The organism is Bradyrhizobium sp. NAS80.1, assembly GCF_001908205.1.
Classification (GTDB): Bacteria; Pseudomonadota; Alphaproteobacteria; order Rhizobiales; family Xanthobacteraceae; genus Bradyrhizobium.
Genome location: NZ_LGHL01000128.1, coordinates 129274 through 144537, shown reverse-complemented (window position 1 = coordinate 144537; position 15264 = coordinate 129274). Strand labels below are relative to the sequence as shown.

At 64.8% G+C, this 15264-nt stretch carries 12 protein-coding genes and 1 pseudogene; 6 read left to right on the top strand and 7 right to left on the bottom strand.

The window, feature by feature from the left end; all coding sequences use genetic code 11:
* Nucleotides 1-113, bottom strand: a 113-nt coding sequence (locus AC629_RS27960) for an NAD-binding protein (RefSeq protein WP_143199497.1), incomplete at its 3' end; no start/stop codon positions are given.
* A gap of 193 nt (nt 114-306) precedes the next feature.
* On the opposite strand from AC629_RS27960, the gene AC629_RS27955 reads away from it, so the two are divergent.
* The 4 genes and pseudogenes from AC629_RS27955 (at nt 307) to AC629_RS27940 (ending at nt 6090) form a co-directional block, all read left to right on the top strand.
* Nucleotides 307-1374 (top strand): acyltransferase family protein, encoded by a 1068-nt coding sequence (locus AC629_RS27955; RefSeq protein WP_084808102.1) that lies wholly within the window; start codon nt 307-309, stop codon nt 1372-1374.
* Between the two features lie 255 nt (nt 1375-1629).
* Nucleotides 1630-4704 (top strand): DNA polymerase I, encoded by a 3075-nt coding sequence (gene polA / locus AC629_RS27950; protein WP_084808101.1) that lies wholly within the window; start codon nt 1630-1632, stop codon nt 4702-4704.
* Between the two features lie 105 nt (nt 4705-4809).
* Nucleotides 4810-5374 (top strand): annotated as a pseudogene (locus AC629_RS27945) (LysE family translocator).
* An 80-nt stretch (nt 5375-5454) separates the two neighbouring features.
* A complete protein-coding gene (locus tag AC629_RS27940) occupies nt 5455-6090 on the top strand; it encodes a LysE family translocator (RefSeq protein ID WP_084808100.1) in 636 nt (211 codons plus the stop codon).
* Nucleotides 6091-6284: 194 nt separating this feature from the next.
* On the opposite strand, the gene AC629_RS27935 is transcribed toward AC629_RS27940, so the two are convergent.
* Nucleotides 6285-6911 carry a glutathione S-transferase family protein gene (locus AC629_RS27935; RefSeq protein ID WP_084808099.1) on the bottom strand — a complete coding sequence of 209 codons (627 nt, stop codon included), beginning with the start codon at nt 6909-6911 and terminating at the stop codon, nt 6285-6287.
* A gap of 183 nt (nt 6912-7094) precedes the next feature.
* Between AC629_RS27935 and pyrE the strand changes: the two genes are divergently transcribed.
* Nucleotides 7095-7658 carry an orotate phosphoribosyltransferase gene (gene pyrE, locus AC629_RS27930; protein WP_074118694.1) on the top strand — a complete coding sequence of 188 codons (564 nt, stop codon included), beginning with the start codon at nt 7095-7097 and terminating at the stop codon, nt 7656-7658.
* Nucleotides 7659-7908: 250 nt separating this feature from the next.
* On the top strand, nt 7909-8676 hold the full coding sequence (locus AC629_RS27925; RefSeq protein WP_084808098.1) for a DUF2865 domain-containing protein: 768 nt from the start codon (nt 7909-7911) through the stop codon (nt 8674-8676).
* Between the two features lie 59 nt (nt 8677-8735).
* Here the strand turns inward: AC629_RS27925 and AC629_RS27920 are convergent, their stop codons facing one another.
* The 5 genes from AC629_RS27920 to AC629_RS27900 form a co-directional block, all read right to left on the bottom strand.
* Nucleotides 8736-9167, bottom strand: a complete 432-nt coding sequence (locus AC629_RS27920) for a hypothetical protein (RefSeq protein ID WP_084808097.1) — start codon at nt 9165-9167, stop codon at nt 8736-8738.
* Nucleotides 9168-9344: 177 nt separating this feature from the next.
* Nucleotides 9345-10043 (bottom strand): ligase-associated DNA damage response endonuclease PdeM, encoded by a 699-nt coding sequence (gene pdeM, locus AC629_RS27915; RefSeq protein ID WP_084808119.1) that lies wholly within the window; start codon nt 10041-10043, stop codon nt 9345-9347.
* 142 nt (nt 10044-10185) lie between these two features.
* Entirely contained in the window at nt 10186-12762 is a 2577-nt protein-coding gene (locus AC629_RS27910; protein ID WP_084808096.1) for a ligase-associated DNA damage response DEXH box helicase, read from the bottom strand.
* Nucleotides 12763-12963: 201 nt separating this feature from the next.
* Nucleotides 12964-14193: an ABC transporter substrate-binding protein gene (locus AC629_RS27905; RefSeq protein WP_084808095.1), complete on the bottom strand. Its 1230-nt coding sequence runs from the start codon at nt 14191-14193 to the stop codon at nt 12964-12966.
* Nucleotides 14194-14311: 118 nt separating this feature from the next.
* Nucleotides 14312-15238 carry a class I SAM-dependent DNA methyltransferase gene (locus tag AC629_RS27900; RefSeq protein ID WP_084808118.1) on the bottom strand — a complete coding sequence of 309 codons (927 nt, stop codon included), beginning with the start codon at nt 15236-15238 and terminating at the stop codon, nt 14312-14314.
* Between the last annotated feature and the right edge of the window lie 26 nt (nt 15239-15264).

The window sequence follows — 15264 nt, the reverse complement described above, 5'->3', positions numbered from 1 at the left end:
GCTGCGATCTTCTTCTCGTCCTTGTCGACGCAGGTGACGTCGTGACCGAAATCCGCAAAGCAGGCTCCGGACACCAGTCCCACATAGCCCGTTCCGATCATCGCGATTCGCATGAAAAACCCTGTTCTAGCTTGGTTAACGAAACCCCAACGCGGGGCGGTTTAGCATTTTCCTTAGGGGAGAGAACAGTGCGCGTGCAAAAACCGGCACGCGAATTGAACCGGTAAAGAAGTCGGAAACCGCAAAGCTCCAAACTGCCCCACGCCAAGACAGAACCGGGCGGAACACGCCTCGAAAAGGGACACCATGGCACCATCAGGCACAATCGCCGCGGGCGGGCTTTCCAAGGCCCCTTCTGCCGCGCGTGTCGACTGGGTCGACTACGCCAAGGGCATCTGCATCGTCATGGTCGTGATGATGCATTCGGTGCTGGGGGTCGAGCTCGCCGCAGGCGAGACTGGTTTCATGCATGTAGCCGTGGCCTTTGCAAAGCCGTTCCGGATGCCGGATTTCTTCCTGATTTCGGGCCTGTTCCTGCCCTTGGTGATCGATCGGGACTGGCGAACCTATCTCGACCGCAAGGTGGTGCATTTCGCCTATTTCTATGTCGTCTGGGTGACAATCCAGTTCGGCTTCAAGGCGCCCGCCTTCGCCGCAGCAACCAGCTGGCACGATGCTGGCTTCCTGTATCTCGAATCCTTCATCGAGCCGTTCGGCACGCTCTGGTTCATCTATCTCCTGCCGATCTTCTTCGTCGTCACAAAACTGACACGGCGAGCCCCGCCGCTCGCGATCTGGCTCGCCGCCGCCGCGCTGGAGACGGCGCGGATCTCGACTGGCTGGACCGCGATCGACGAGTTCTGCGCGCGCTTCGTCTATTTCTATTCGGGCTATCTGTTCGCGCCTTACGTGTTCGCGCTGTCGGATCGTGCGCGCAAGCATCCCGCGCTTGCACTCGCGGCACTCGCGGCGTGGGCACTGGTCAATGCCGGTCTCGTCGCGTGTGGCGCCAGCGAATGGAAGATCGTGTCGCTCGCGCTCGGCTTTGCCGGCGCCTGCGCCATCATCACGACAGGCACGCTGCTCGCCCGCGCGCATTGGTGCAACTTCCTGCGCTTCTGCGGCGAGCAGTCGATCGTGATCTATCTCGCCTTCTTCCTGCCGATGGCGACGACGCGGACGCTGCTGCTGCGCGCCGGCATCATTCCCGACATCGGCACGGTGTCGCTGATCGTCACCATCGTCGGCGTGGTCGGATCGCTCGCGATCTGGCAGGCCGCGCTGCGGCTCAATGCCGGCTTCCTGTTCGAGCGGCCCGATGCATTCTGGATTGCGCCGAAGAAGGCTGGACCGGTGTTGCAGGCGGCGGAGTAGCGCGGGGGTCGCTGCGGAGTAGCGCTCCCTCCACATCGTCGTCCCCGCGAACGCGGGGACCCATAACCCCAGGGAGAGGTTGTGGCGGGAGATGGCAACTCCGAGTCTTCGCCAAACTACTCCCTGTGGCTATGGGTCCCGGATCTGCGCTCCGCTTCGCTACGCTTGTCCGGGACGACGATGAGGTGTGGGAATCCAGCCAAAAATCCCCTTCCCGAGGCTGTCAAAGCCCGCAAAAATTCATACATTGCGGCCATGCCCAAAACCTCCCCGAAGATCACCGCCAAAGCTGACACCAAGGCTGCTGCGCCCAAGGCGGCCGCCGACACCAAGCCCGCTGCTGCCAAAGCTGCTGCCAGACCGGTCTCGGCGAAAGCCGCCGGGAAGGGCGACCACGTCTTCCTGGTCGACGGCTCCTCCTACATCTTCCGCGCCTATCACGCGCTGCCGCCGCTGAACCGCAAGTCCGACGGGTTGCAGGTCAATGCCGTGCTCGGCTTCTGCAACATGCTGTGGAAGCTCTTGCGCGACATGCCCGCCGACAACCGGCCGACCCATCTGGCGATCGTGTTCGACAAGTCGGAGGTCACCTTCCGCAACAAGATCTATCCCGAATACAAGGCGCACCGTCCCCCTGCTCCGGACGACCTGATCCCGCAGTTCGCGCTGATCCGCGAGGCCGTGCGCGCCTTCGACCTGCCCTGCCTGGAACAGGCTGGCTTCGAGGCCGACGATCTCATTGCGACCTATGCGCGGCAGGCGAGCGAACGTGGCGCCATCACGACCATCGTGTCCTCCGACAAGGACCTGATGCAGCTCGTGAACGACAAGATCACGATGTACGACACCATGAAGGATCGCCGCATCGGCATCCCCGAGGTGATCGAGAAGTTCGGCGTGCCGCCGGAGAAGGTGGTCGAGGTGCAGGCCCTGGCCGGCGATTCCACCGACAACGTGCCGGGCGTGCCCGGCATCGGCATCAAGACCGCCGCGCAGCTGATCGTCGAATATGGCGACCTCGAGCAATTGCTGTTCCGCGCCACCGAGATCAAGCAGCCGAAGCGGCGCGAGGCGCTGCTCGAGAATGCCGAGAAGGCGCGGGTTTCGCGCCAGCTCGTGCTGCTCGACGACAAGGTCGAGCTGGAGGTGCCGCTTGACGACCTCGCCGTTCACGAGCCCGAGGCGCGCAAGCTGATCGCCTTCCTGAAGGCGATGGAATTTACGACGCTGACGCGCCGCGTCGCCGACTATTCGCAGATCGATCCCGCCAATGTCGAGGCCGATGCGAGCAACAGCAGCAGCGTCAGGGCCGGCGATGGCGCGGCCAAAGCGAAAGCGTCCGACGCCTCCGGTGATCTCTTCGCCGGCCCCGCGGCGAAAGCAACGGGCGGCGACAAGGGCGACAAGTCGGCGAGCATCAAGGGCGCGCCGATCTCGCTGGCCACAGCACGCGAGGAAGCGTTGCGCAAGCTTCCGGTCGACCGCAGCAAATACCAGACAATCAAGACGCTCGGGGAGCTCGACGCCTTTATCGCGCGCATCCACGAGACCGGCCATGTCGCTATCGAGATCCGCGGAAACTCGATCGATCCGATGCAGTCCGATCTCTGCGGCATCGCGCTGGCGCTCGCGCCGAACGATGCATGCTACGTGCCGCTGGCGCACAAACAGTCCGGCGGTGGCGCAGGCCTGTTCGACGCCGGCCTCGCGCCCGATCAAGTCAAGCATGACGACGCCATCGAAGCGCTGCGCCCCGTGCTGGAATCGGCCGGCATCCTCAAGGTTGGATTCGACGTCAAATTCACCGCCGTGATGCTGGCGCAGCACGGCATCAGCTTGCGCGACACCGACGACGCGCAGCTGATCTCCTACGTGCTCGACGCCGGCCGTGGCTCGCATGGGCTGGAATCGCTATCCGAGCGCTGGTTCGGCCACGCCATGCTGAAGGAGAGCGAGCTGCTCGGCAGCGGCAAGGGCAAGATCACCTTCGACCAGGTGCCGATCGACAAGGCTGCGCCGCTATCGGCGGAAGGCGCCGACATGGCCCTGCGCGTCTGGCGCGTGCTGAAGCCACGCCTCGTCAGCGAACACATGAGCGCCGTCTACGAGACGCTGGAGCGGCCGCTGGTCGCGGTGCTCGCGCGCATGGAGCGGCGCGGCATCTCGATCGACCGCCAGGTACTGTCGCGCCTCTCAGGCGAATTCGCCCAGACCGCCGCGCGCGTCGAGGCGGAGGTGCAGGAGATCGCGGGCGAGCCGATCAATGTCGGCAGCCCCAAACAGATCGGCGACATCCTGTTCGGCAAGATGGGATTGCCCGGCGGCACCAAGACCAAGACCGGCGCGTGGTCGACCACTGCACAGGTGCTCGACGATCTCGCCGAACAGGGCTACGACTTCCCGAAGAAGATCTTGGAGTGGCGTCAGGTCTCGAAACTGAAATCGACCTACACCGACGCGCTGCCGACCTATGTCAATCCGCAGACCCACCGCGTGCACACGACCTATGCGCTGGCCGCGACCACGACAGGCCGGCTGTCGTCGAACGAGCCTAACCTGCAGAACATTCCGGTGCGCACAGAGGACGGCCGCAAGATCAGGCGCGCCTTCATCGCCACGCCCGGACACAAGCTGGTGTCAGCGGACTATTCGCAGATCGAACTGCGGCTGCTGGCGGAGATCGCCGACATTCCCGTGCTGAAGCAGGCGTTCAGGGACGGGCTCGACATTCACGCGATGACCGCGTCCGAAATGTTCGGCGTGCCGATCGAGGGCATGCCGAGCGAAGTCCGCCGCCGCGCGAAAGCGATCAATTTCGGCATCATCTATGGCATCTCGGCGTTTGGCCTCGCCAACCAGCTCGGCATCGCGCGCGAGGAAGCGTCCGCCTACATCAAGAAGTACTTCGAGCGCTTCCCCGGCATCCGCGCCTATATGGACGAGACCAAGGAGTTCTGCCGGCAGCATGGCTACGTCACCACGCTGTTCGGCCGCAAGTGCCACTATCCCGACATCAAGGCGTCGAACGCTTCGGTGCGCGCGTTCAATGAGCGCGCTGCGATCAACGCGCGCCTCCAGGGCACCGCGGCCGACATCATCCGACGCGCCATGATCCGCGTCGAGGACGCGCTGGCCCAGAAGAAGCTGTCGGCGCAGATGCTCCTGCAGGTGCATGACGAACTGATCTTCGAGGTGCCGGACGCCGAGGTCGAGGCAACGCTCCCCGTCGTGCAGCACGTCATGCAGGACGCGCCGTTCCCGGCCGTGCTGCTGTCGGTGCCGCTGCACGTGGACGCCCGCGCGGCGAATAATTGGGACGAAGCGCACTGATCCGTCAGCGCGCTCGCAACCGGGCCCATCCGCGTGAGTAATCTCAGTCCGCTGCTAGCCTTCGCGCTGACCGCGCTCGTGATCGAGATCACGCCCGGTCCCAACATGACCTATCTCGCGGCGCTGTCGCTATCCAGCGGCATGCGTACGGGCTTTGCCGCAGTGGCCGGCATTGCGCTGGGGCTGATGACCTATGGCATCATCGCGGCATTCGGCCTTGCGGCCGCGATTGATCATTCGCCGCTGCTCTACGGCCTGTTGCGCTGGGGCGGTGTCGCCTTTCTGCTGTGGCTCGCCTGGGAAGCATGGTCGGGCAAGGAGGATATCGCGCCCGATCAGGCAGGCGACGGCCATGCGCGGCCATGGCCGGCGTTCCGGCGGGGGCTGATCACCAACCTGCTGAATCCCAAGGCGGCCGTGTTCTACGTGGCGGTGTTGCCGGAGTTCGTCCGCGCCGAAGCAGGATCGGTCGTCAGGCAGACCCTGATGCTCAGCGTCGTCTATGTCGCGATCGCGACCTTTGATTCATGTGACGATCGTCGCGCTGGCGGGCTCGCTGCAATCGACCATCGACGTCGCTAACAACCGCCAGGCGGTGCGTCGCCTTTTCGCTCAGGCTTTGGTCGCCATAGCCCTCTGGTTCGCCTTCACGACCGGGCGATCGCATTGAATTGTCCTCCGAGCAATTGCGCGATGGTCCGGCGGGGCCACGCATATTAAAATCGGGCGATCTCCCGCACCGGTTCGCCCATGCCCCACACATCCGCCTTGCTCGGCTTCGCCCTCGTCTGCCTCGGTCTCGTGCTCACACCCGGGCCGAACATGATCTATCTGATCTCGCGCTCGATCACGCAGGGGCCGGCGGCCGGCATCGTCTCGCTCGGCGGCGTGGCGCTCGGCTTCGTGTTCTACATGCTGTGCGCGGCGTTCGGCATCACGGCGCTGCTGCTTGCCATTCCCTTTGCCTATGACGCGCTGCGCTTCGCCGGCGCTGGCTATCTGCTGTGGCTGGCCTGGCAGGCGGTGAAGCCGGGCGGGCGCTCGCCGTTTCAGGTGAAGACGCTCGCGATCGACAGCCCGCGCAAATTGTTCGCGATGGGCTTCGTCACCAATCTGCTCAACCCGAAGATTGCGATGCTCTATCTGGCGCTGCTGCCGCAGTTCATCGACCCCGCTGCCGGCAGCGTGCTGACACAGTCGGTGGTGTTAGGGGCGATCCAGATTGTGATCAGCGTCAGCGTGAATGCGATGATTGCGCTCGCGGCAGGATCGATCGCGCTGTTCCTGGCGAGCCGGCCGAGCTGGATGCTGATGCAGCGCTGGCTGATGGGCACGGTACTGGCCGGGCTTGCGGTGCGGATGGCGGTCGAGGCGAAGAAGATGTGAGGCCTCTTTCTTCTCTCCCCGCTTGCGGGGAGAGGCATAGGCCGGCGGCCGTTCTTGAGAACGCCGAAGCAAAGCTTCGGCTGTGTCGCCCTTGCGATCCGGGTGAGGGGGTACAGGTCTCTCGACCATCTCGCGTGTGGAGAGAGGCCCCTCACCCCAACCCTCTCCTCGTAACAACGGGGAGAGGGAGAGAATCAATCCAGCTTCGCGTCCATGCCCCGCTTCACCGCCGGGCGCGCCATCAGGGCTTCGTACCAGCGTTTGACGTTGGGAAAATCGGCCAGCTCAACCTTGTGGCGAGGATGGCGCCAGGCCCAGCCCAGGATGGCGAAATCGGCAACCGAGAGGTCGCCGGCGACGAAGTCGCGGCCATCGAGGCGGCGGTCGAGCACGCCGTAGAGCCGACGCGTCTCGGCCATGTAGCGCTTCAGACCGTAGGCGCGGTCCCGCTCGTTCTCGAGCGCGATGAAATGATGCACCTGGCCGGGCATCGGCCCGAAGCCGCCCATCTGCCACATCAGCCACTCATAGACAGGGATGCGCCCCGCAAGCGATTTCGGCAGGAATTTTCCGGTCTTTTCGCCGAGATAAAGCAGGATCGCGCCGGACTCGAAGATGCTGACGGGCTTGCCGTCGGGGCCCTCGGGGTCGACGATCGCGGGGATCTTGTTGTTGGGGCTGAGCTTGAGGAACTCGGGCGCCATCTGCTCACCCTTGGTGATGTTCACCGGGATCACCTTGTAGGGCAGCCCCATTTCCTCCAGCGCGACCGAGATCTTGCGGCCGTTCGGCGTGTTCCAGGTGTGCAGCTCGATGGTCATGCCTTGTGTCCTTCCCCCAGAGGCTTGGTAGCGGTTTGCCCCTCCACTACTCCAGAAGTTTGCGCCCCCACAACCGGCAGACCGGGATGGCCGATCCCTGTTGACGGGAGACGCTCCCTCTGGAATGTCGCGGCCGTCGCGGATAAATTCCGCCTCCTCAAAAAACGCTCCCGAGGGACCGTCGTGTCGAAATCAGCATCCCGCGCTCGCCTGTTCGAAATCATCCGCCGGCGCTCCTTCGGCCGTGGCGAGGTGACGCTCGCGTCAGGCCGCAAGAGCGATTTCTATTTCAATCTGAAGCCGACCATGCTCGACCCGGAGGGCGCGACCCTGCTCGCCGAGCTGACCTACGAAGCGCTGAAGGACGATAAGCTCGACTTCATCGGCGGGCTCGAGATGGGCGCGGTGCCGCTGGCCGGCGCGCTGGCGCAGATCTCCTGGATCAAGGGCCATCCGATCGCAGCGTTCTTCGTGCGCAAGAAGCCAAAGGAGCACGGCGCCAAGCTCGCCATCGAGGGGCTGCCGAAGGGCGAGACGCTCGAGGGCAAGCGCGTCGTGATCGTCGAGGACGTCACCACCACCGGCGGCTCGGCGATGAAGGCGGTGGAATCCGTGCGCGAGACCGGCGCCGATGTGGTGCTGGTGCTGACGATGGTCGACCGCGAAGAAGGCGCCACCGACACGTTCGGTGCCGCAGGCCTGCCGTTCCGCTCGCTGTACAAGGCGTCGGAGTTCCTGAAGGCGTAAGACGACGAGACATTCTCCGCCGTCATGCCTGAGCGTGACCCGGAAGCAACGCGGTCCATGAAAGCTGCGCCCGGCCTTAAAGAGGTCACCGCCCCGTCTTGAAACCGCCTCCGCGCAACTGCTCATTTACCATCGCGCACTATGGTGAATCGTGTGCTGAGACCTCGAAAGGTCCTGGCCGGTTCGGTAGCGTCGGGTGGAGTGAGCCTTGCGTACAGAGTTGTTCCATACGCGGCGGCAGCGTCGCGCGATGCTCGTAGCCGCCATCCTTGCGGTTCCCGTGCTGGCGGCCCCGGCCCCGGTTTCGGCCGAGGGCCTGTTCGACTTCTTCTTCGGCGGCTTGCAGCGGTCGCAGCCGCAACAGGGAACCTCCTACGATCCCTTCACCGGCCAGCAGAATCCCGCAAACCCGCAATATGTGCCGCCGACACGCTCTGCCGCCGCCGGCTCGGGCCCGGCTTTCTGCGTGCGCAGCTGCGATGGCAAATATTTCCCGCTGATGCGCGGCATGGTCTCGCCGGCGCAGATGTGTCAGGCCTTCTGTCCAGCCACCGCCACAAAGGTCTATTTCGGTTCCAGCATCGACGGCGCCTATTCGCAGACCGGCGAGCGTTACGCCGACAGCGAGAACGCGTTCGCCTACCGCAAGGCGCTGCGCTCGGACTGCACCTGCAATGGCCGCGACCCGGTTGGCCTTGCCCCGGTCGATCTCGCGCTGGATTCGTCGCTGAAATCCGGTGACGTGATCGCGACCTCCGATGGCCTCGTCGCTTATACCGGCGTTCGCCTCGGCGCCGACCAAACCGCAGAATTCACCCCGGTCGCCTCCTATCCCGGCCTCACCGCGCAGGTCCGCGCGCGCCTCGGCGAGATGAAGGTGGCTCCGGTGCGTGCCGACACGGTCGCAGCGGATGCGCCGGCGGCGACGGAGATCGTGCGCGAGACGCCGCCTGATGTGACAGTGCCGAAGACGCAAACGCATGCGCAAAAGCCGGCGAAGCGCGTGGGATTGGATTGATGATCCTCGTGGTGAGGCGCCGCGCTCTTGCGCGCTCCTCAGGATGAGCAGCGAGAGCGTCACCTTCCGATAATCACCCCGATCACGTTCGGCGCCGCCAGATATTTCTCCTCAATCGCCGCGTGCGCGGCAGCGCGGTTCTCTGCCGTCAGGAGACCGCGCTTCTCGGCCAGGATCATCCAGCAGAAACCCCACCAGTCGGTCAGCATGCCCACCTCGTCGACGAGGTCATAACCCTGCTCGGCTGCGAAGATGCGGGCATGTGCTTCGTCCAGCGTGTCGAGGAACAGGTGATCCTCAGTCGAGAACAGATCGTCGCTGATGTCGTCGATGGTGTAGCCCCAGATCGACTGGCACACCGCGTTGAACTCGCGGTCGAACTGGTCGTCATCGACTGCGCATCGCCGCGCCGTCTGATGCAGCCGCGACAGCGAGCGCGCGAAATCGGCAATCCGGGTGAGGGCAAATTGATCGAAGGCAACGGTGGACATGTAGTCCTCGCAAGGTCTGACAGACGCTAGATATTGTGTCGGCAGCGTGCCGAATCACAATGATATATCAAAGACTTGCTAAAGTGTTCTTAATTTGTTCCGGTTTAGCTAAATCGCATCCGCAGACGACGGAGTGGCTGGACGATCAAACCGATTGAAGCCGCTGCGAACGGGGCCTCAAGAACACCGCGAGGCTGCGATGGCGTGGACGCGGCGGTCGCCGAGCAGGTGCGCGACAAAGCCATTCTTCGGAAAGATTTTTGCGAACGCGGCGTCACGGATGCTGAGGCCGCCGGCATAGGCGCCAAAGGCAGGCATCACGACGCGCATCCCGTCGGAGGCGAAGCAGCGGCGTTCCATCGAACGGCCGCGCGCGGAGACGCGCGCCTTCGGATGCAGATGACCGGCGATCTCGCCGTGCGCGCCGGTCGGCTCATGGCGAAAGGCGATCGGGCCGATCGCGACTTCGTCGGCGACGGTGCCGCCGAGATCGCGCGGCAGCATGGGATCGTGATTGCCGGAGATCCAGATCCAGTCGCGGCCATTTTGAAGCGAAGCCAGGGCGTCGCGATCGTCCGCCGACAGCCGTTCATGCGCGGTGCGGTCGTGAAAACTGTCGCCGAGTGCGACAACCACGCGGGGATCATGGCGTGCAACGACCGCAGCAAGCCGGCTCAGCGTTGCCAGCGTGTCGTAAGGCGGCAGCAGCACGCCGCGCGCGGCGAAGCTGGAACCCTTTTCCAGATGCAGGTCGGAGACGACGAGCAGGCGCTGCTCTTCCCAGAACAGCGCGCCGGAGAGATCGGCGTGAAACGGCACACCGGCAACATCCAGCGTGCGCGTTGAGGTTATCGATATCGCCCCGTTCTCCGTCATGGCCGGGCTTGTCCCGGCCATCCACGCTCTTGCCACCGAGACAAAGACGTGGATGCCCGGGTCTTCCAGTTGAAGACGCGCTCCGCGCTTTGGCCCGGGCATGATGGTGTGGATGGATCAGCGTGCCTCACTGGCAAATTCTCTACGACATCGCCTCTTTGACAAGCTCCTCGGCGGCTTCGGCCAAGAGCTCGTCTGCAGCTTCGCCATAGACTGACTCGCGGCCGATTTCCAGCATCACAGGGACCGCGAGCGGGGAGACATGGTCGAGTTCCCTGTGCGTGATGCGGCCCTGGATGCGGGCGAGCATGTTGCCGAGGCGGCGCAGATCGAGCAGGCCGGTGGCGGCATCGGCGCGCGCGGCACGCAGCAGCACATGGTCGGCCTGATGCTTGCGCAGGACGTCGTAGACCAGATCGGTCGAGAACAGCACCTGACGTCGGCTCTTGTCCTCATCGGTGAAGCGGCGCTCGATCAGGCCAGAGATCAGCGCACAATTGCGGAAGGTCCGCTTCATCAGGGCGGACTCGGCGAGCCACGCTTCAAGATCGTCCCCTAACATATCGGGGCTGAACAGCGCGTCGAGATCGAGCTGGCCGTTGCGGATCATGAAGGAGGCATCGCCCAACCCCCAGATCGCCACGGCATATTCATTGGCGACGAAGCCGAGCGGCCGCGCGCGCACACGCTCCAGCCGTCGCGTCAGCAGCATGCCGAGCGTCTGGTGCGCAAGCCGGCCCTCGAAGGGATAGCAGATGAGATAATGCTTGTTGCCGCGCGGAAAGGTCTCGACCAGCAACTCGCGCACGCCAGGCACGCGCGAGACATCCTTCTGCAGCGACAGCCAGTCGCGCACCTGCTCCGGCAGAGCGTTCCATGCGCGCCTGTCGTCGAGCAAGCGGCGGACGCGCTCGGCGAGATAGGTGGAGAGCGGAAACTTGCCGCCCATGTAGGACGGCACTTTCGGGTCCTTGTCGGCGGCGCGGGAGACGTAGGCCTGGTCTTCGGCGAGAGCCTCATAACGAACCACCTCGCCGCCGAACACAAAAGTGTCGCCGGGAGTCAGGCACTCGATGAAATACTCCTCGATCTCGCCGAGCACGCGGCCGCCGCGCGCGATCGCGCCGGTCGAGCCGCTGCCGGTGGAACGCGAGCGCACGAGCCTCACCTTCAGCATCGGCTCCTCGACGATGGTGCCGACGTTGAGCCGGTAGCTCTGCCGCACTTTTGGGTTGGCGACGCGCCAGCGGCCCTCCTTGTCCTGTTTGATGCGGGCGAAGCGCTCATAGGTCTTCAGCGCGTAGCCGCCGGTGGCGACGAAATCGACGACATCGTCGAAGTCTCGCCGGGCAAGATTTGAGTAAGGCGCAGCCGTGAGCACCTCGCCATAGAGATCGTCGCTGAAGAACGGCTCGCCGCAGGCGCGGCCGAGCACGTGCTGGGCCAGCACGTCGAGTCCGCCGGTGCGAAGTGGCGGCGTGTCCTGCACATTCTCGGCAATTGCATCGATGGCGGCGCGGCACTCCAGCACCTCGAAACGATTGGCCGGCACCAGCACCGCGCGCGAGGCTTCGTCGAGGCGGTGGTTGGCGCGGCCGATGCGCTGCATCAGGCGCGAGGATCCCTTGGGCGCGCCGATGTTGACGACGAGATCGACGTCGCCCCAATCGATGCCGAGGTCGAGCGAGGAGGTGCAGACCACGCCACGCAAGCGTCCCGCCGACATGGCATCCTCGACCTTGCGGCGCTGCGCGACGTCGAGCGAGCCGTGATGCAGCGCGATCGCAAGCCCGTCGTCGTTCATGCGCCAGAGCTCCTGGAACAGCATCTCGGCCTGGCTGCGGGTGTTGACGAAGACGAGCGTGGTCTTGTTCTGCTTGATCAGTTCGTAGACTTCGGCCAGCGCATGGCGCGCGCTGTGACCGGCCCAGGGCAGCCGCTCGCTTGTGTCGAGCATCTCGACCAGCGGCGGCGCCGCGCCGCCGGCGACGACGACGTCGGCGGCGGCTTCCTTGCCGCCGGGTTGCGGCACCAGGAAGCGCGCAAGCTCATCCGGCTCGGCCACGGTCGCCGACAACCCGATCGCGCGCAGCTGCGGCGCCAGCCGCCACAACCGCGCGAGGCCGAGCGAGAGCAGATCGCCGCGCTTGGAGGTCACCAGCGCGTGCAGCTCGTCGAGCACGATGCGCTTGAGCGACGAGAACAGGAACGGCGCGTCATCGGAGGAGAGCAACAACGCGACCTGCTCCGGCGTCGTCAGCAGGATGTCAGGCGGATAGCGCCGCTGGCGCTGCCGCCGCGACACCGGCGTGTCGCCGGTGCGGGTCTCGACCTTGATCGGCAGGCCCATCTCCGCAATCGGCCGCTCCAGATTGCGGGCGATGTCGACGGCGAGCGCCTTGAGCGGAGAGATGTAGAGGGTGTGGAGGCCGCCGGTGCGCTGCACGGTACGGCCGGTTGAGACGAGACTTGTCTTCGCACCGGCGTCCCGTTCAGCCACCTGAGAAGAAACCTCCACCAGCGTTGGCAGAAATCCCGCCAGCGTCTTGCCCGCGCCAGTGGGCGCGATCAGCAGCGCCGAGCGGTCCTCCCGCGCCTTCTCCAGCAGCGCCAATTGATGCGCGCGCGGCGTCCAGCCGCGAGCCGCGAACCAGGCCTGGAAGCGGTCGGGCAGCAGCGTGGCGGGCTTGGCCGGGGATTTGAGGATGCGGGGCGGCACGGCATCACAGGTAAGCCGTGAAGGTGGGTTCGTCGAGGGGGCTTCCTTCGCCTCTCCCCGCTTGCGGGGAGAGGCCGGAATTTGCGCGCTAGCGCGAATTCCGGGTGAGGGGGAGTCTCCGCGAGGACAACTGCCGCCGTCCCCGCGGAGACTCCCCCCTCACCCCAACCCTCTCCCCGCAAGCGGGGAGAGGGAGAACACTCACTCCGACATCGGCTTGTCGGAGATGTCCCAGTCCTTGCCGGTGAAGGTCGAGATGTAGAGCGTCTTCATCGGCGTGTAGTCCTCGGGCGTGTAGCTGTAGGTGACGCCGTCGAGGAAATAAGGCGAGTGGAAGCCGGCGAGCGTTGAAGCCTGCTTCAGCACATTGGCGCGGGTGAGCTCGTCGCCGCAGCGGCGCAGGATCTCGCCCATGGACACCGCCTGGCCGTAGCCGGCGAAGGCGATGGTGTTGTCGGGGTCGATCGTCGGGATGTACTTCTTGCGCAGCTCCTCGAACGCCATCACGTCGGGATCCTTCTCCCATTTGGGCAGGCCGACCTCCTTGTTGTAGCGGATGGCGACGATGCCGGTGGCGTTCTCAAGCCCGGCAGCGCTGAGGATCGAGCGGCCGGTCGAGCCCGCCGACAACAGCTGCAGGGGCTTCCAGCCGAGCTCGGCCACTTTGCGGATCGACTGCGACGTCGCCTTGCCGGTTGTGATGTTGTAGAAGACGTCCGCGCCGGACTTCGAGAGATTGATGAGCTGGGAATCGACCGTCGGATCGGTGAGATCGTAGGTCTGCTCCATGATCACCTGCGCGGTGCCGCCCGCATCCGCGAGCACCTTCTTGAAGGGGCCGAGGAAATCGCGGCCGAAATCGTCGTTCTGATAGAGGATGCCGATCTTCGCATTCGGCTTCGCGGCGACGACGTGCCTCGCCAGGATGCGCGCTTCCGTCGGATAGAGCGGCAGGCCCGCCATCGTCCATTTGAACTCTTTCGGGTTATTCCACTTCGATGCGCCGGTATTGAGCAGGAGCTGCGGCACGCCCTTGGAGTTCAGGTATTTGTGCACGGCCGTCTGCGGCGCGGTGCCGAGCGAGCCGTAGAGCGCAAGCACCTCCTCCTGCTCCACCAGGCGCCGCGTCGCCTCGACGCATTTCGGCGCGCTGTAGGCATCGTCCATGGTGAGGAATTTGACCTTGCGTCCGTTGATGCCGCCCTTCTCGTTCAGCATCTGGAAATAGGCTTCACCGATGCGGCCGAGCACGCCGTAAAGCGAGCCGGGACCGGAATGCGGCACGGTCTGCCCGATCTTGATCTCGGTGTCGCTGGCGCCCGCATCGTATTTCTTCTCCGCGGCCCAGACGTACGGCGCAGGCAAAGTCGATGCAGCGATGGTGGCGAGTGCGGCGGCGCTGAAATCGCGCCGCGATGGATTCTTCGTCATTTGTTGTCTCTCCCTAGTGCGCGCATAGTGCTGGCATCGCCGCGCACGCCTCGCAAGTAGGAAGTCGTCGCTTTGCGACGCAATGACGCTCAAATTACAGAGCGATTAGCGCCTAGACTCAAGTTTTTTCGGCGACGACGACGAGGCCGCGCACCGGCTCGTTGTTCTCGTTGCGCGGCGACGCCGGCTCCAGTGTCAGCAGGCTGAGGCCCGCCTTGGCGATCGCGCCGCGCACATATTCCGCTGAGTGGGCATAGCGCAGGCCCGCGCCGAGCACGATGCCATCGCCGTCGTGCGTCTCCAGCGTGAAAGCGAGCACGCCGCCGGATACGAGCACGCGCTTGGCTTCGGTGAGCACCGGCGCGAGATCGGAGAGATAGACAAACGCGTCCGCTGCGACGACAAGGTTTGCGCTCGCATCACTCTTGGTGCGCAGGCCTTCGAGCATGTCGGCGACCTCGAGCTCAGCATAGAGATCCGTGGCGCGCGCCTTCTTGATCATGGCGGGCGACAGGTCGATGCCGATAAAATGATCGACCTGCCTAGCGAAGGCGGCAGCCGCAAGCCCGGTGCCGCAGCCGAGATCGATGGTACGCTTGAAGAAGGCCGGCTTCTTCGCGGCGACGCGCGCGGCCAGCACCGCCTTGAAGATCAGTGCCGGGCCGCGATAGTCGAGATCGTTGATCAGCGCGTGCTCGAAGCGCGGCGCGTATTGATCGAACAGGGCCTGCACATAGGCCTTCGGCATCTCCGCCATCTGCGCGTCGCCGAGCCTCATCAGGTGCAGGCCAGCGCCGTGCTGGTCCTCCGGATCGGAATCGCGCGCCTTGCGGAAAGCCTCGATCGCCTTGTCCCGCTCGCCGAGCTGCCGACGGATCTCGCCGAGCGTGAACCAGGCCGAGGTGAAGTTGGGGGCGAGCTCGATCGCCTGCGCCAGGAGGTCGGCGGCGGCGGCGAGATCGCCCTTGAGCTGGAGGTCGCGCGCGAACTCGAAGCGGCGGTCGGCCATGAGGTCGCCGGAGGTCAGGAACAGACGCAGGGGCATCGAACTCAGCTCGTCACTGCCGGGCG